The following is a 16448-nucleotide window of genomic DNA, read 5'->3' as shown; positions in this document are numbered from 1 at the left end:
TCAGCGGAGCGCCGAGGAGACGGGCATGGCAACCACGCACACACGACGCCGCAACGATGGCCCGCGCAAACCGATCGCGCTCGCGTTGCAGGGCGGCGGAATGCACGGCGCCTTCACCTGGGGCGTGCTCGACCGGATGCTCGAAGACGGCAGGCTCGAAATCGAAGGCGTCAGTGCCACCAGTGCCGGCGCGATGAACGCCACCGTGCTCGCCTACGGGCTGCAAAAGGGCGGCGAAGACGGTGCGCGTCAGGCACTGCACGACTTCTGGCACGCGGTCGCGCAATCGGCGGAGCGCTACAACCCGCTGCGCTGGATGCCCTGGCTGAAGGGCACGCACAGCTTCGGGCTCGATCATTCGCCGCTTTATGCCTTCGCCGACATGATGCTGCGCGTTTTCTCGCCCTATCAGTTCAATCCGAACAACCTGAATCCGCTGCGCGAGGTGCTCGAGAGCCAGGTCGATTTCGACGCGCTGCGCAAGCACTGTCCAATCCGGCTGTATGTGTGCGCGACCAACGTCGAGACGGGGAAAATACGCCTCTTCACGGGCGAGGATGTCAGTGCCGACGCGGTCCTTGCATCGGCATGCGTGCCGACCCTGTTCCAGGCGGTCTCGATCGATGGCGAGTTCTACTGGGATGGCGGGTACATGGGGAATCCGGCCATCTATCCGCTCATCTACAACTGCGCGACGCGCGACGTCGTGATCGTGCACATCAATCCGCTCGTGCGCCGCGGTGTCCCGATCACGGCCTCGGAGATTCTCAACCGCATCAGCGAGATCAGTTTCAATTCGTCGCTGATGCGCGAGATGCGCGCCATCGCGTTCGTCACCGACCTGATCCAGCAAGGCACGATACAGCGCGGCGAGATGAAGGAAATGCTGATCCACTCCATTCGCGCCGACGACGCGCTGAGCGCGTTGAGCGTATCGAGCAAGTACAACGCGGACTGGGGATTTCTGAGCGAACTGCATGACCACGGGCGACGCGAGGCGGATGCATGGCTCGCGCATTACTACGGCAACATCGGACAGCGGTCGAGTATCGACATTCGCAGGGAATTTCTCTGAGCGCATCGCGGTAATGTCGGCATGGGGCGCTCAGGTATGGCCGTCCCGGGCCAAGGAGCGAACGTGAACCGGACGCAGGCGCGGTTCGTCGCGTTGTGGTCGTGCAGCGGCGGGACACATGCCGAGGATGTCTATCGCATGCTGGCGCGATGCTATACGGAGCCGGCGCGCCATTACCACACGCTCGCGCATGTACGGCGATGCTTGCGTCATCTCGACCTGGCGCGCGGCTCGATTGCCGAACCGGACGCGGTCGAACTCGCGCTCTGGTTCCATGACGTGATCTTCGTTCCGGGCGCGCAAGACAACGAGCAGCGTAGCGCGGACTGGTTCCGGCACCGGGCAGACGGGCGAATCCGCGCATGCGACCAGATCTGCGCGATGATTCTCGCGACGACCCACCGGGGCTTGGCGGCAGAACCGGATACCCGTTTCGTGTGCGACATCGACCTGGCGGTGCTTGGCGCTTCCCGCAGCCGATTTCGCGAAGATGGCCGGCGCCTGCGGGCCGAGCGCCCGGATCTCGACGACCGGGATTACGACCGTCATGAACGGAAGATTCTGCGCGGGCTGCTCGAACGTCCGCGCATCTATCTGACCGATTTCTTCTACACGCGCTGCGAGGCGCGCGCGCGCGGCAATCTGAGCTGGCGGCTGGGTTTGCCGATTCCGGAGTGACGGCGCGTGCCATCGATGAAGTCGTGCGCACGTGCCTGCCTCACGGTGGCCGGCCGGCGTCGCGATTCATCGGTTGCCGGCGCCTTCACGCTCCGGCACGAATCGTACCGTGCGACCCCGATGGGCGCGGCACGCCGGCCGCGCCGGACGCGCCCGCGCCCCGGATTCAGAATAATTCAGGACGCCGCCATGACTTTAAGGCTCATCTTCTCTAGTCTTGCTGACGTACCGCCGCACGGGCCGCGCGCCAGTCGGCAAGCTCAAGGAGAACTCGATGATTGCCCCGAAGTTGCGACAGGTATTGCTGACGACCGCCGTGTTCGGCGCATTGCTGGCGAGCGCGCCGGCCCATGCCGATACGACGCGCCTGGTCGATTCCGCGTCCGGGCGGGTACCGGCCGTCGCGGTCGGCCCGCAATACGATACGACGCACGTCTGCGTCGCCCCGGAAGATTTCGACCGCTTTACCGACAGCTTCGTCGCGACGTTCGGCGGCAAGAAGTCGAAGCAGGGCGTGTTCCAGGTCACGCCGACGCCGAGCCAGACGATGTCGCAGCTCGTGCTCACGCCGGTCGGCACGGTTTCGGTGTTCGGCTTCAAGACGCCGATTCCGTATCCGTTCTGTGACGAGCGCACCGGCTATCTCGTCACCGACATGGACGTCGCCGTGAAATCGGCGCGTGCGCATGGCGCCGACGTGATCGTCGACACGTTCCCGGACCCGATCGGCCGCGACGCGATCGTCCGCTGGCCCGGCGGCGTGAACATGCAACTGTACTGGCATACCGAAGCGCCGCATTACGACGCGCTGCAGACGGTGCCGGAAAACCGCGTGTACGTGTCGCCGGAAAGCGCGAACAAGCTGGTGCACGATTTCGTCGCGTTCTCGCGCGGCAAGGTCGTGTCGGACGTGCGCCGCGCGCCGGGCGTCGAGATTGGCCGGCCGAACGATACGTACCGCCGCATCCGCATCGAATCGGGCTTCGGCAAGATGACCGTGCTCGCGACGGACGGCCATCTGCCTTACCCGTTCGGCCGCGAGATGACGGGCTACGAAGTGTCCGATCTCGCCACGACGCTGAAGCAGGCGCAGGCGGCCGGCGTGACCGTGCTCGTGCCGACCTTCACGTCGGACGGCCGCGACGCCGCGCTCGTGCAGTTCCCGGGCGGCTATGTCGCCGAGATCCACGCGCGGTCGAAGTGATGGGACACCGGTCGAGGCAACGCGCGTGGCGGGGCATGCTGCCGGCCGCCATGCTGGCGGCGGGCGCCGCGACGTATGCCGGTACCGCGGCGGGCGCCGACGCGTCGTCGGCGCCGGCCTCGGCCGACGGCACGGCGTGTACCGCGAAGCGGCCCACCGTGCTGTTCAACCGCTGGCAGGAAGACTGGTCGGTGCTGGCGAATCCGTGCGTGCCGCGCAAGCCGCTCGACGCGCTAAAGTACATCCCGCTGGGCGGCGACCCGTCGACGTACCTGTCGCTCGGCGCGAACCTGCGCGAGCGCTTCGAGCTGAACAACGCACCGCTGTTCGGGCTCGGCGCCGCGCACGACGACAATTACGTGATCCAGCGCGCGAACGTGCACGCGGACCTGCGCGTTGCCGGGCATTTCCAGGCGTTTTTCCAGCTCGAGGATGCGCGGCCGTTCGGCAAGGATACGGTCGGGACGGTCGATCGCAACCGGCTCGACATCGAGCAGGCGTTCGTCGCGTATGTCGACCAGCTGGGCGGCGGCACGTTCAAGACCCGCATCGGCCGGCAGGAGATGGCGTTCGACTTGCAGCGGTTCGTGTCGGTGCGCGACGGGCCCAACGTGCGTCAGGCATTCGACGCACTGTGGGCCGATTACGAAATCGGCAAATGGCGGCTGATCGGCTATGTGACGCGCCCGGTGCAATATCGCAACGACGCGGTGTTCGACGACGTGTCGAACCGTCACCTGAGATTCGACGGCGTGCGCGTCGAGCGATCCGGCACGGGGCCCGGCGACCTGTCGGCCTACTGGTCGCGTTATACGCGCGATAACGCACGCTATCTCGCCGGGGCCGGCACCGAACGGCGCGACGTATTCGACATGCGCTACGCGGGCAAGTCGGGGCGGCTGGACTGGGACGCCGAGGTGATGCTGCAGACGGGGCACATCGGACCGGACACGATCGGTGCATGGGCGTTCGGCACGCTGGGCGGCTACACGTTCACGCAGACGCCGGGCACGCCGCGCATCGGCATTCAGGTCGACGGCGCGTCGGGCGACACGCATCCCGGCGACGGGCGCATGGGCACCTTCAACCCGCTGTTCCCGAACGGCTACTACTTCACGCTTGCCGGCTACACGGGCTACAGCAACCTGATTCACGTGAAGCCGTCGCTGACGTTCAAGCCGGCCAGCAACGTGACGGTGCTGACCGCGGTCGGTTTCCAGTGGCGCGCGACGACGGCCGACGCGATCTACGGACAGGGGATGTCGGTCGTGCCCGGCACGGCAGGCAAGGGCGGCGCGTGGACGGGCATGTATGCGCAGGCGCGCGTGGACTGGCTCGTGAATGCGAACGTGGCGCTGGCCGTCGAGGCCGTGCACTTCCAGATTGCCGACTCGATTCGCGCGCTCGGCGCGCGCAATGCCGACTACGTCGGCATGGAAGCCAAGTTCGGCTGGTAACGCGGCGCGCCGTGCGATTCAGTGCGGCGCGCGAGCCAGCGCTTCGACGAAATCCATGAACGCCGTGACGCGCGTCGAGCCTCGCTGATTCGGCAGGTAGAGCGCGGTGACGACCGAGCGGGCCGTATCGGGCGTGACGTCGTACTGCTCGAAGAGCCTGCGCAAGCGGCCCGACTGAACGTCGGCGCCGACGAGCCAGTCGGGCAGCAGCGCGATGCCGGCGCCGCCGAGTGCGGCCTCGCGCAACACTTCGCTGTGGTTCGATTTGAATCGCCCGGCGACGAGCACCTTCGTCGCGCCGTGCGCATCGGCGAACGACCAGGCCTGCTGGTCGCCGCCGAAATGAAAGCGCAGGCACGCGTGATCGACCAGCTCGCCCGGTGCCGACGGCGTGCCGTGCGCATCGAGATAGTCGTGGCTCGCGACGACGTACCGCTGGAACGTGCCGAGCGGGCGCGCGACGACCTCCGCGGACGGCGCCGCGTCGCCGAGCCGGATCGCGACGTCGATCCGGCCGGCGACGAGATCGACGCGTTCGTCGGTGAGTTGCAGATCCACGTCGAGCTTCGGGTAGCGCGCGAGGAACGCGGCGACGTGCGGTGCGATGCGACGCACCCCGTACGCGACCGGCACGGACACGCGCAGTGGTCCGGACGGCTCGTCACCGCGATCGGCGACGAGTGCGTCGGCCTCCGCGAGTTCCTCCAGCAGCCGCTTCGCCCGTGCGTAGTAGACGGAGCCGGCATCGGATAGCGTGACCTGTCGCGTCGTGCGGTTCAGCAGCACGGTGCCGAGCGACGCCTCGAGCGCGTCCACCGCACGCACCACCGACGAAGCCGCGAGATCGAGGCGCCGCCCCGCGCGGGAGAAGCCGCCGGCTTCCGCTACTTCCACGAACGCGCGCAGCGCGGAGAACTTGTCCATGTCGTCGTCTTGTGCGTGTCGCAACGATGCGTTGCATGCCGTTTGAATTCTATCTCCCGGCCGACGGCATGGATCGCACCGGGCGCCGCCTTCAGAACGATTCATGTGTCGCTCAGGATTATTCCGGATCCTGACGGGCAAGCGCGGCGTCACGGCATGACGTCGATAGGCAAACCGGAATCGGACATGAAGAGCTTCAACTGATGTGCGCGCGCGACGCCTTCGAGCGCGTGGCGGACAGGCGGTATCGGGTTGGGGCCGCGCACATCGCGTTTCCCGGGCTCGGGCACTGGCGAAAAGACGGCGAACGGTACGACCGGGTGCCGGTCAACTACAACGCGACGCCGCTGCAATAGCGGGTGAACAGGCCTTCGGCGCGGCGGTTCAACGCGACATGCCGCGCCGCCATGCGCCGGGCGGATGGCCGACGATGCGCGCGAAGATGCGGTTCAGGTGGCTCTGGTCCGCGAAGCCGCAGACGACCGCGATTTCCGCGAGCGTCATGTCGGTCGTCTCGATCAGCTGGCGGGCGTGGAGCACGCGCTGTTCGAGCAGCCATTGATGCGGTGTGCGCCCGGTCGTCCGCGAGAACGCACGGATGAAATAGCCGCGCGACAGATCGCACTCGTTCGCGACTTCCTCGATCGACACGCCGAGGTTCGCCTTCTCCATCAGCAACTCCTTGGCGAGCGCGACCTTGGCCGGCGACAGGACGCCCTTGCGCTGCAGGTCGCGCGCGCGCGCATTGCCGTAACGGCGGGCCAGATGGGTGCCGATCGCGAGCCCCGTCTGCTCGACGAACAACGCGTTCAGCGCGCCGGGCCCGTCGAGGCTGTCGGCGACCGCGTGCGCGAGGTGGCCCAGCACCGCGTCCTGCACGTCGGGCGCACAGCTCAGGCCGCCGATTTCGATGCCGTCGTGCTCGCGGCCGAGGTCGTCCAGGTAGCGATGCGACAGCTCGACGAGGACGAAATCGAACTTGCCGTACAGATCGGCGCGGAAATTCCGCGAAAAGTCGCGAACATAGATGGAATTGTGCTGAAACCACCGCTCGGATTGGCCGGACCCGCGGTAGATCGTTCGCCGGTGACCGCCATTCAGCGACACGCCGACCAGGAAGCCGCGATCGCTGGCTGCCATCTCGATGCGCTCGAATTGTTCGCCGCGCATGCATTTGCGGTGGAGCGTCAGGCCGCCCGCGGACCTTTCAATATCCTTGGACAGCAGGCTCGAGATGCATCCGAGCGTGTCTTTCGGCGGTGCCGCCGGTGGCGCGGCGAGGGGGTTGGGCATGTCGGAAAATCCTTCGGAGTCGGGCGGCGGGCGAGCATCCTTGCGTCCGGTACTTGAAGCGGGCCAGCCAGGCCGAAGATAACTTGAACAAATGTCCGCAGCTTGACGAAATGCTTGCAGCGGACCGCTGAGCGCGGTGCCGGGGCCCGACCGGCACGCAAACACGCCATGCCGAATGATATCGCCCGATTCGCATTCGCGCTGCGCTTGTCGGGCCGTGGCCGCCGGCGCGGGGCATCAGCGCATTTTCCTTCAAGATTTTTGCCAATGCCGCGTTTACACTCGGCCCACTTTTTCGAGACTTTGAACCCGCCCTGAAGGGCAGGCCGGGTGCGGACTCCCGTCTGGTGATCTGCTGCGTTCACAGGGCGGTCATCGTGGGGAACCTGGAGGCAGCCATGATCCGGATCGGGGCTTTATCGGTGGATTTCGAGCAGCGCGACATTCGCAGTCACGGTGCATCGCTGCGTATCGGCGCGCGCGCGCTCGACATACTTGAGGTACTGCATCGCGCCAACGGTTCCGTCGTGTCGAAGGACGACATCATGGATGCCGTCTGGCCCGGCCTGATCGTCGAGGAAAACCGGCTGCAGGTGCATGTCGCGACGTTGCGCAAGGCGCTCGGCGCGAGCCGCGACCTGATCAAGACCGTCCCGGGCCGCGGGTACCTGCTGATCGCGAATCCGCCGGTCGCGCACGCGGTGGCGCCGCGCCCGGCCGCCGCGGCACCGGACGCCGAGGCGGCACACCCGGCCCCGTTCGTCGGACGCCGGGCCGAGATCGAGCAGATCGTCGACATGATCGACCGTGTGCCGGTCGTCACGCTCGTCGGCGCGGGCGGCATCGGCAAGACGAGCCTGGCCGACCGGGTTGCGCATGCGCTGCGCAGCGGGGCCGGCGAGCGCGTGCTGTTCGTGGAACTGGCGCGCGCCACGTCGCGCGACGACGTGCTGCTCGCGATTGCCGCCGAACTGGGGCTCGAGACGGCCGGCGTGCCGGCCGTCGACCGGATCGGCGAGGCATTCGCCGTTGCGCGCAGCCTGCTCGTGCTCGACAACGCGGAGCACGTCGTCGACCTGGTGGCCGACCTCGTCGAGTCGCTGACGGCGCGTGCCGCGCCGCTGCGGGTGCTCGTGACGAGTCGCGAACCCCTTCATATCTCGATCGAAGCCGTGTTCCGCGTGAGTCCGCTGGCGGTGCCCGACGGCGCTGCAACGGTCGACGAGATCGCGCGTCACGCGGCCGTCGAGCTGTTTCTGGCGCGCATGCGCGCGGCCACGCCCGATTGCGTGGTCGACGCGGCCGGTATCAGGCTGATCGGCGATATCTGCCGGCGGCTCGACGGGCTTCCGCTCGCCATCGAACTGGCTGCCGCGCGCGTGGCGACGCTCGGGCTCGAGGTCGTCGCGTCGCGTCTCGACGACCGGCTGAACCTGCTGACGGGCGGGCTGCGTTCCGCGCTGCCGCGCCATCAGACGCTGCGCGCGACGTTCGACTGGAGCTACGTGTTGCTGGATCCGGCCGCGCGTTCGCTGTTTCGCCGGATGGCGTGCTTCGTCGGCCCGTTCACGTTCGATGCCGCCCGCGAAGTCGCGATGGATCCCGGCATGTCCGCCGCCGACATGACCGCGGTGCTCGGCGAACTGGTCGCCAAGTCGCTGGTGACCGTCGAGTTCAACGGCGCGCAGGCGCGCTACCGCCTGACCGAATCGACGCGCGCGTACGCACTCGAGAAATTGCATGACGAGGGCGAGTTCGAACGCATTGCCGAGCGTCATGCGCGCCATGAACACGCGCAAGCGGAAGCGCGCGCGCAAGCCGCGCGCCTGGCCAGCGCGCCCGAGCCCGCGCCCGCGGCGCTCGAGCCGCGCGTCCCGGAAGCCGACGCATTGGCGCTCGAGGCAATCGACGCCGACGCGCCCGGGGCCGTCGATGCTGCGGCCGAGATGCGATTGCGCGCCGCCTACGCGTCGGCGCTGTTGCATACGGACGGCGATACGCCCACGGTCGCGGCGATGTGGGAGCGCACGCTCGGTCTCGCCGGGCGGGTCGGCGACGACGCATTCGACGCGTGCGCGCTGGCCGGGCTGTGGAACACGATGCTGACGCACGCCGACATTCACGAATCGCTGCGCTATGCGATGCGCTTCGAGCGGGCCGCCGAGCGGCGCGGCGACCGATCGCAACGGGTGCTGGCGAACGCGATGGTCGCGACTTCGCTGCATTACTTCGGCGAGCACGCGCAGGCGCGCGAGCGGCTGGAGGCGGCAACGGCCGAGCTGGCCGAAGCCGGCGAACCGCCTTGCGCGGTAGCGGCGCTCGGCGTCGACGTCGCGACGCTCGGCCGGACGATGCTCGCGCGGCTCGTCTGGATGCAGGGCGATCAGGAGCATGCGATGCGGCTCGGTGCGCAGGCGGTCGAAGCCGCGCGCCGCAGCGGGTCGGCGCTGGCGTTGTGCATCGTGCTCGGCGCCGCGGCGGTGCCGATCGCGTTGCGGTATGGCGATCACGACGTGACCTCCGACTATCTCGCGGCGCTGCGATCGGCCGCCGAGGCGAACGGGTTCGACATCTGGCTCAGCCACGCGGAATGTCTCGCGGGACAGTTCGACATGCAGGCCGGCCATCCCGGCGCCGGATTGGCGCGGCTCGAGCCCGCGCTGCGACGCATCGAGGCGAGCGGATTCCGGCGCCTGCTCGCGCCGCTGGTGGTCGCGTACGCGGAAGGGCTGACGCGCACGGGCCGTGCTGACGAGGCCCGCGCGAAGCTCGACGCGACGCTCGCGTGCTGCCGCGCGCGAGGCGAGCATCTGTTCGTGCCGGAACTGCTGCGTGCCAGGGGGCGGGTGATGCTCGAACGGGCACGCACGGCCGACGCGGAGCGCGCGATCGCGTGCGAAGCGGACGGGCACCGGCATCTGCTGATGGCGATCCAGGCCGCGAACGGGCAGGGCGCGGCCATGTGGGCGCTGCGCGGCACGCTCGATCTCGCCGATCATCTGATCGAGCGCGGGCATATCGGGCAGGCGTCGTCGCTGGTGGCCAACCTGTCCGGGCCCGTCGATCCGCAATCGCGCGCGTTCGACGTGCGCCGCCTGGCGCGGGTGCAGAGCTTCATCCGCCAGGAGACGATGCAGCCGGCGGGCGATGCGCGCACGCGGCACGAGATGGCGGATACGATGCAATCGGCGGCATGACGGCGCGCGCGAACCGCACGGGATACGCCCGCGCACCGCGGCCGGCCGTCCGGTCGTTCAACATTCAAGGGAGGGTGGATGGTCCGTGTAACGTCAAACCGCAGGCATGCCGCGTGCGGCCGCATGCCGGCCTGCGGCGCGAGCGGGGAGGCTGACGGTGCTTAGGGCGACGCAATCCGCGGAGTCGGCGGACCTCATCGTCTACAACGGCAAGATCGCGACGCAGGACGACACGCAGTCGTTCGTGACCGCGCTCGCCGTGAAGGACGGACGGATTCTCGCGGCCGGCAGCGGACACGAGGTCATGCGCCATGCGCGCGACGACACGCTTCACATCGACCTGAACGGCCGCACCGTGATCCCGGGGCTGAACGATTCGCACTTGCACGCGATCCGCGGCGGCCTGAATTTCAACCTGGAGCTGCGCTGGGACGGCGTGTCGACGCTGGCCGAGGCGCTCTGCATGCTGCGTCGCCAGGTGCTGCGCACGCCCGCGCCGCAGTGGGTGCGCGTGGTCGGCGGCTGGACGGAATTCCAGTTCGAGGAAAAGCGCGGGCCGACGGTGGCCGAACTCAACACGATCGCGCCCGACACGCCGGTCTTCGTGATGCACCTGGGCGACAGCGCGCTGCTGAACGCGGCCGCGCTGCGCGCGATCGGCTATGGCCGCGACACGTCCGATCCACCCGGCGGCGAGATCCAGCGCGATCGTGCCGGCAGGCCGACCGGCATGCTGATCGCGCGCCCGGACCTGGCCGTCCTGCATGCGGCGCTCGAGAAGGGCCCCAAGCTCGGCTTCGACGCGCAGATGAACTCGATGCGGCACTTCATGCGCGAACTGAACCGCCTCGGCGTGACCAGCGCGATCGACGCCGGCGGCGATTGCCAGGCCTATCCGGACGATTACGCCGCGATCATGACGCTTGCCGAGCGCGGGGAAATGACGGTGCGCATCGCGTACAGCCTGTTCGTGCAGCATGCGGGGCGCGAAGTCGACGACTACGCGCGCTGGATGACGCTGGCGAAGCCCGGCGACGGCGACGCGTTCCTGCGGATGAACGGCGCCGGCGAACTGCTGGTGTATGCCGCAGCCGATTTCGGCAATTTCCTCGAACCGCGCCCGGACCTGCCCGACGTGCTCGAGGCGGAACTGAGCGCGGTCGTCCGGCTGCTGGTCAGGCACCGCTGGCCGTTCAGGCTGCACGCGACGTACGACGAATCGATCGACCGCTTCCTGAACGTGCTCGAAGCCGTGAACCGCGACGTTCCGTTCGACGGCCTGCGCTGGTTCTTCGATCATTGCGAGACGATTTCGGATGCGAACATCGCGCGCATCGCGGCGCTCGGCGGCGGCGTGACGGTCCAGCACCGGATGGCGTTTCAGGGCGAGTACTTCATCGCGCGCTATGGCGCGCAAGCCGCCACGCGCACGCCGCCGATCCGCGCGATGCTGGCGGCCGGCCTGCCGGTCGGCGCCGGCTCCGATGCGACACGCATCGCGAGCTACAACCCGTTCGTGTCGCTGTACTGGATGGTGTCCGGGCGCACGGTCGGCGGCACCGTGCTTTATCCGGAAGGCAACCGGCTGAGCCGCATGGAGGCGCTGCGCCGCTATACGGTCGGCAGTGCGTGGTTCTCGAACGAAGACGACCGCAAGGGCGCGCTGGTACCCGGCCGGTACGCGGACTTCGCCGTGCTGACGGACGATTACTTCACGATCGACGAGTCGCGCATCAAGCACCTGTCGTCGGTCCTGACGATCGTCGACGGCAAGGTCGTGCACGCGGACGGCGAATTCGCGCCGCTGGCGCCGCCGCCGCTGCCGGTGAGTCCCGCGTGGTCGCCCGTGGCCGAGTTCGGCGGCACCGGCGGGGCGCGTCCGGCCGCGTCGGCACAGCCGCGCGTCGCGGCCGGCGCCGGCCGCGATGCCGGATTCGCGCGGCGCCCGCGTGCAGCCGCAACGGAACGCGTCGAGCCGTGCAACGCGATCGGTTGCCTCGGTGCGGCCTGTTAGGTCATGGATGTCGGCACGTGCGGCGGCCACCTCGACGCGTGCCGAGCGAAGAATAAACAACTTTCCGGCCCCGGCATGGGGCAGAAGGAGACGAAATGAGCTCTGCGCACACGTGCGCACCGGCCGATGACGAAGTCGCGGGCGTCCGCATTCCGAGGACGCCGGTCGCGATCGAGGCCGCCGAAGCAGCGCGCGCGTCATTGCCGCGCGTGATCGCCGATCACGCTTGCCGGGTGTTCGTCCTCGCCTCGCTCGCCGCGCGCCGTGCGCGCGAGACGTGCGATGCCGAGGCGCTGTACGTGGCCGCGATGTACGCGAACATGGGCTTGAGTACCGCGTATTGCCGCTCGAGCGCGCGCTACGAACTCGACAGCGCCGATGCCGCGCACGCGTTCCTGCTGCGGCACCGGTCGCCGCCGCACGTGTGCGACGACGTATGGCGCGCAATCGCGCTGCATACGACGCCCGGCGTCGCCGCACGCGTGTCGCCGCTGGCGCGTGCGCTGTCGTCCGCGGTCTCGACGGACCTGATGGCCGCGGACTTCGACGCGCATTCCGCCGACGAGCGCCGCGCGCTGCTCGCCGCGTACCCGCGCGGTGACGGGTTCGGCGCCGCGTTCCTCGACGCGGTCGCGCGCGGGGTCGCGCACCGGCCGGCGTCGACGTTCGGCACATGGAGCGCCGACGTGCTCGAGCGGGCCGACCCGGATTTTCGTCGCCCGAACTTCTGCGGACGCGTGCTGGGTGCGCGCTGGAACGACGCCTGAGGGAACCGTTGCGAAGCGACGGCCGGCTTCCGCCGCAGCCCGTCTGGCCCGACGGGCATTGCGCCGGGCCGCCGCCTCGCCGCCGGGTTCAGGCGGCCGGTTCCGCCGCGCCGTGCCGCGCGTAGTCGACGTATCCCGCGCGGCCGCCGCCATACCAGCCGATCGACCTCGGCGCGGCGAGCGGCGCGTGCATGGCGATGCGTTCGACGAGATCCGGGTTGGCGATGTAGGCGCGCGCGAATGCGACGAGATCGGCGTCGCCCGCATCGATCAGCGCGTTCGCGGCGTCCGGCGCGATGCCGCCGTTGACGATCAGCGTGCCGCCGAACGTCTTGCGCGTGTGCTCGACGATGCGCGGCAGGTCGGGCTCGCCGCTCCAGCCGTTGGTGTCCGCCGCATGCAGGTAGGCGACACCCGCTTCGTCCAGCATGCGGTTGACGTACGCGTACGTTGCATCCGGATCCGCGTCGCGCACGTTGTTGTATTCCGCGTACGGCGAGATGCGCACGCCCACGCGGCCAAGCGGCATCACGCCGCCGACCGCGTCGACGATCTCCTCGAGGAAGCGCGCGCGGTTCGCGAGCGAGCCGCCGTAGCGGTCGTCGCGGCGGTTCAGTGTCGACGACAGGAACTGGTGCGGCAGGTAGCCGTTGGCCGCGTGGATCTCGACACCGTCGAAGCCGGCCGCCATCGCGCGGGCGGCCGCGCGGCGGAATTCATCGACCGTCGCGGCGACTTCGTCCGTCGTCATCGCGCGCGACGGTGTCGCGTGAATCTTCGTGTAGTAGCCGTTCTGCAACTGCGCCCACACCTGCAGATGCTCGAGGTCGTCGTTGATGCCGGACGGCGACAGCGGCGCGTTGCCGCCGAGCAGCGTCAGCGAGCTGACGCGGCCGCCGTGCCACAGCTGCGCGAAGATGCGGCCGCCGTTCGCATGGACCGCGTCCGTGACCTGCCTCCAGCCGGCCGCCTGCGCGTCGGTGACGAGCCCGGGTGTGAGTTCGAACGCCGCGGACGCGTGGCTGACGTTGGTCGCCTCGGTGACGATCAGGCCGGCGGACGCGCGCTGTGCGTAGTACTCGGCCATGAGCCCGGTCGGCTGGCCGCGCGCCGGTGCGCGCGAACGCGTCATCGGCCCCATCACGACTCGGTTGGGCAGCGGCAGGCCGCGCAGATCGTAGGTGCTGAGCAGGGAAGACATGGTGGATTCCTTGTGCGTGGAGCAGGGTGCAGCCGCCGTCGCCCCGAGGCGAACGGCGGGCCCTGCGGAAAGCCGGGCTGACATGCCGGCAACGTTCCGGCGCGCGAACGACCCGGGCGGCATCCGTGCGCGAACCGGCGGTCGGGATCGGTTCAGGCGCGTGCGTGGCGTTGCGCGTGCGGCCGCCCGATGACGAGGTAGTGCGCGAGCGCGACGATCGGGAACGCACCGGCGAACGCGGCGACCAGCGGCCAGCCGCCGTGCTCGTACAGCGGACTCGCGAGCGCGGAGCCGATGGCGCCGCCGACGAAGATGCTGGTCATGTACAGCGCGTTCAGGCGGTTGCGGCTCGTCGCGTCCAGCGCGTAGATCTCGCGCTGGCCCAGCACCATGTTCATCTGCACCGCGAAATCGAGCACGATGCCCGTGACGACGAGGCCGTACAGGCCAACGCCGTGAATCAGCGCGACCGCGTACGACAGTGCGCCGGCGACCAGCGCGATCAGCGTCGCGCGCACGGTATGGCCGGCATCCGCGAGGCGGCCGGCGACCGGCGCCGACGTCGCGCCGATCGCGCCGACGAGCGCGAACAGCCCGATGGCGGATTGCGACAGGCCGTAGTGACGCGTCAGCTCGACCGGCACGGCCGTCCAGAACAGGCTGAACGACGCGAACATCAGGCCCTGGTACAACGCGCGATGGCGCAGCACCGGCATCGTGCGAACGAGATGCAGCAGCGAGCCGATCAGCGCGAAATACGTCGCGCGATGCTCGGGCCGGCGCGACGGAATCGTCAGCGCGAGCACGGCCGTCACGAGCGTCATCAGCACCGCGGCGGCCGCGAACACGAAGCGCCAGCCGAATGCGTCGGCCACCACGCTCGACAGCGGGCGCGCGAGCAGGATGCCGAGCAGCAGCCCGCTCATGATCGTGCCGACCACCCGGCCGCGCGAATGATCCGGCGCGAGGTGCGCGGCGAGCGGCACCAGGATCTGGACGGCGACCGAACTGAAGCCGATCAGCAGCGAGATCGCGAGGAACAGGCCGGGCGTCCGGGTCACCGCGGCCGCCGCGAGGCTCGCGATCGAGATCACGGCCGTGACGATCATCAGCTTGCGGTTCTCGACCAGGTCGCCGAGCGGCACGATGAAGAACAGGCCGAGCGCGTAGCCGATCTGCGTCAGCGACACGATGAGGCTCGCCGTCGCGCCGGACATGTGCAGCCCGGGCGCGATGAGCTCGGTGATCGGTTGCGCGTAGTACAGGTTCGCGACGATCGCGCCGCAACTGAACGCGAACAGCAGGATGAGGCCCTGCGTGAGCCTGGCCGCCTGCCCGGGGGCCGCGTGCGGGGTGGATTCCGTTGACATGGTCGACTCCTTGAACGAGATGTCGGGCGCCCGCTTGCCGGGCGATGCATTGCGATTCCGCCAGCGGCGAGCGGGGCACGCCGCAATGCCGTCAAGACTATTGATCGATCGACGACAACGGAATACGTCCGCCGCGCAATCGAGCATTGCGTGCCGCGCAAAAGGGCGCATGGCCCGCGCGCAACGACGGCGCCGGCCGGCGGGGCCGGCGGCGCCGCATGCCGACGCTCGCAAGGCCGGCCGGCGGCGCACGCGGTGTCGAGGACGTGAAAACGGTTGGGGCGCGCGGCGCGCGGCGCGCGTCCGGGCAGGGCAGCCGGCGGCAGCGTTCAGCCGCGCTCGCCCTGCAGTGTCGGAATCTGCGCGAACAGGCTCGCGAGCCAGTCGACGAAGATCTTGAGCTTGACGGGCGTATGCCGATTGGGCGGATACAGGATCGAGATCGGCCGGGGCGGGGTGTTGAAATCGGTCAGCACCTCGCGCAACCGTCCCGATTTCAGATACGGCTCGACCAGGTACAGCGACGTCTTGATCAGGCCGATGCCGGCGACGCCGCATTCGATGTAGGTATCGGCGTCGTTGACCGCGACCGTGCCGCACAGCTGCACGATGCGCGTTTCGCCGTCGACGACGTAGTCCCACGGCCGCGGCCGGCCGGTGTCGGCCGAGATGTGACTGACCGCGACATGCTGCGCGAGATCGTCGACCGTCTCGGGCGCGCCGCATCGATCGAGATACGCGGGGGCCGCGCACGTGCAGGTGGTCAGGCTGCCGATCCGTTTCGCGATCATGCCCGAGTCGTCGAGCGCGCCGACGCGCACCACGCAATCGACGCCCTCGCCGACGAGGTCGATCTGGCGATCGGTCACGCCGAGTTCGATCGAGATGTTCGGATGGGCGGCGAGAAACGCGGGCAGCGCCGGCACCATGATCTGCTTGGCCATGGCCGGCGGCAGGTTCACTTTCAGGCGGCCGCGCGGCACGTTGCGCGCCTGCGATACCGCCGCCTCCATGTCGTCGATTTCGCGCAGCACCCCGACGCAGCGTTCGTAGTAAGCCTGCCCGTCCTCGGTCAGCGAGATGCGGCGGGTCGTGCGGTTCAGCAGCCGGCAGCCGAGGTGCTGTTCGAGCGTGCTCAGCAGGGCGGACACGCGCGGTGTGGTGAGCCCGGTCGTATCCGACGCGCGCGTGAAACTGCCCGTTTCGACGATGCGCGTAAACACGCGCATCGAAAGCAAGGTATCCATCGTTCAGCAATCTCCAGCCTG

The 16448-nt window shown here is 68.9% G+C and carries 12 protein-coding genes and 1 pseudogene; 8 read left to right on the top strand and 5 right to left on the bottom strand.

Annotation, left to right across the window (positions count from 1 at the left end; genetic code table 11):
* The first annotated feature begins 25 nt into the window (after nucleotides 1-25).
* The 4 genes from DIE22_RS30795 to DIE22_RS30780 all read left to right on the top strand — a co-directional run bounded on the left by DIE22_RS30795 (nucleotide 26) and on the right by DIE22_RS30780 (nucleotide 4414).
* Nucleotides 26-1075, top strand: a complete 1050-nt coding sequence (locus DIE22_RS30795; protein WP_124501225.1) for a patatin-like phospholipase family protein — start codon at nucleotides 26-28, stop codon at nucleotides 1073-1075.
* A gap of 138 nt (nucleotides 1076-1213) precedes the next feature.
* Entirely contained in the window at nucleotides 1214-1753 is a 540-nt protein-coding gene (locus DIE22_RS30790) for a hypothetical protein (RefSeq protein WP_185640727.1), read from the top strand.
* A 274-nt stretch (nucleotides 1754-2027) separates the two neighbouring features.
* The gene (locus tag DIE22_RS30785) at nucleotides 2028-2957 is read left to right on the top strand and encodes a glyoxalase (protein ID WP_124501223.1); all 930 of its coding nucleotides are present in this window, start codon (nucleotides 2028-2030) and stop codon (nucleotides 2955-2957) included.
* Nucleotides 2957-4414, top strand: coding sequence for an alginate export family protein (locus DIE22_RS30780; RefSeq protein WP_124501222.1), 1458 nt, complete (start codon nucleotides 2957-2959; stop codon nucleotides 4412-4414). Before DIE22_RS30785 ends, DIE22_RS30780 begins: the two co-directional genes overlap by 1 nt.
* 18 nt (nucleotides 4415-4432) lie before the next feature.
* Here DIE22_RS30780 and DIE22_RS30775 read toward each other — a convergent pair whose 3' ends face one another.
* Nucleotides 4433-5338 (bottom strand): LysR family transcriptional regulator, encoded by a 906-nt coding sequence (locus DIE22_RS30775; protein WP_124501221.1) that lies wholly within the window; start codon nucleotides 5336-5338, stop codon nucleotides 4433-4435.
* A 212-nt stretch (nucleotides 5339-5550) separates the two neighbouring features.
* Here DIE22_RS30775 and DIE22_RS39005 point away from each other — a divergent pair.
* Nucleotides 5551-5694: pseudogene (locus DIE22_RS39005) on the top strand (MBL fold metallo-hydrolase); the annotation flags it as partial.
* Between the two features lie 28 nt (nucleotides 5695-5722).
* On the opposite strand, the gene DIE22_RS30765 reads toward DIE22_RS39005, so the two are convergent.
* Entirely contained in the window at nucleotides 5723-6631 is a 909-nt protein-coding gene (locus DIE22_RS30765) for an AraC family transcriptional regulator (RefSeq protein ID WP_124606793.1), read from the bottom strand.
* A gap of 398 nt (nucleotides 6632-7029) precedes the next feature.
* Here DIE22_RS30765 and DIE22_RS30760 point away from each other — a divergent pair, with 398 nt between their 5' ends.
* From DIE22_RS30760 to DIE22_RS30750, 3 genes are all read left to right on the top strand, one after another.
* Nucleotides 7030-9828, top strand: a complete 2799-nt coding sequence (locus DIE22_RS30760) for a winged helix-turn-helix domain-containing protein (RefSeq protein ID WP_124606792.1) — start codon at nucleotides 7030-7032, stop codon at nucleotides 9826-9828.
* 157 nt (nucleotides 9829-9985) lie between these two features.
* Nucleotides 9986-11842, top strand: a complete 1857-nt coding sequence (locus DIE22_RS30755; RefSeq protein WP_124606791.1) for an amidohydrolase — start codon at nucleotides 9986-9988, stop codon at nucleotides 11840-11842.
* 95 nt (nucleotides 11843-11937) lie between these two features.
* Nucleotides 11938-12609, top strand: a complete 672-nt coding sequence (locus DIE22_RS30750; protein WP_124501217.1) for a phosphohydrolase — start codon at nucleotides 11938-11940, stop codon at nucleotides 12607-12609.
* Nucleotides 12610-12697: 88 nt separating this feature from the next.
* Here the strand turns inward: DIE22_RS30750 and DIE22_RS30745 are convergent, their stop codons facing one another.
* The 3 genes from DIE22_RS30745 to DIE22_RS30735 all read right to left on the bottom strand — a co-directional run bounded on the left by DIE22_RS30745 (nucleotide 12698) and on the right by DIE22_RS30735 (nucleotide 16427).
* Nucleotides 12698-13810 (bottom strand): alkene reductase, encoded by a 1113-nt coding sequence (locus DIE22_RS30745; protein ID WP_124606790.1) that lies wholly within the window; start codon nucleotides 13808-13810, stop codon nucleotides 12698-12700.
* A gap of 152 nt (nucleotides 13811-13962) precedes the next feature.
* Complete coding sequence (locus tag DIE22_RS30740; protein ID WP_124606789.1) at nucleotides 13963-15180, bottom strand: MFS transporter; 1218 nt, start codon at nucleotides 15178-15180, stop codon at nucleotides 13963-13965.
* A gap of 329 nt (nucleotides 15181-15509) precedes the next feature.
* Complete coding sequence (locus DIE22_RS30735; RefSeq protein WP_124606788.1) at nucleotides 15510-16427, bottom strand: LysR family transcriptional regulator; 918 nt, start codon at nucleotides 16425-16427, stop codon at nucleotides 15510-15512.
* Nucleotides 16428-16448 lie beyond the last annotated feature (21 nt).

Source organism: Burkholderia sp. Bp9142, assembly GCF_003853415.1.
Lineage (GTDB): Bacteria > Pseudomonadota > Gammaproteobacteria > Burkholderiales > Burkholderiaceae > Burkholderia.
This window is presented reverse-complemented; position numbering and strand designations above follow the sequence as displayed.

Coding starts and splice junctions, on each gene's coding strand:
- DIE22_RS30795 (WP_124501225.1), top strand. CDS start 26: ATGGCAACCACGCACACACGACGCCGCAACGATGGCCCGCGCAAACCG.
- DIE22_RS30790 (WP_185640727.1), top strand. CDS start 1,214: ATGCTGGCGCGATGCTATACGGAGCCGGCGCGCCATTACCACACGCTC.
- DIE22_RS30785 (WP_124501223.1), top strand. CDS start 2,028: ATGATTGCCCCGAAGTTGCGACAGGTATTGCTGACGACCGCCGTGTTC.
- DIE22_RS30780 (WP_124501222.1), top strand. CDS start 2,957: ATGGGACACCGGTCGAGGCAACGCGCGTGGCGGGGCATGCTGCCGGCC.
- DIE22_RS30775 (WP_124501221.1), bottom strand. CDS start 5,338: ATGGACAAGTTCTCCGCGCTGCGCGCGTTCGTGGAAGTAGCGGAAGCC.
- DIE22_RS30765 (WP_124606793.1), bottom strand. CDS start 6,631: ATGCCCAACCCCCTCGCCGCGCCACCGGCGGCACCGCCGAAAGACACG.
- DIE22_RS30760 (WP_124606792.1), top strand. CDS start 7,030: ATGATCCGGATCGGGGCTTTATCGGTGGATTTCGAGCAGCGCGACATT.
- DIE22_RS30750 (WP_124501217.1), top strand. CDS start 11,938: ATGAGCTCTGCGCACACGTGCGCACCGGCCGATGACGAAGTCGCGGGC.
- DIE22_RS30745 (WP_124606790.1), bottom strand. CDS start 13,810: ATGTCTTCCCTGCTCAGCACCTACGATCTGCGCGGCCTGCCGCTGCCC.
- DIE22_RS30740 (WP_124606789.1), bottom strand. CDS start 15,180: ATGTCAACGGAATCCACCCCGCACGCGGCCCCCGGGCAGGCGGCCAGG.
- DIE22_RS30735 (WP_124606788.1), bottom strand. CDS start 16,427: ATGGATACCTTGCTTTCGATGCGCGTGTTTACGCGCATCGTCGAAACG.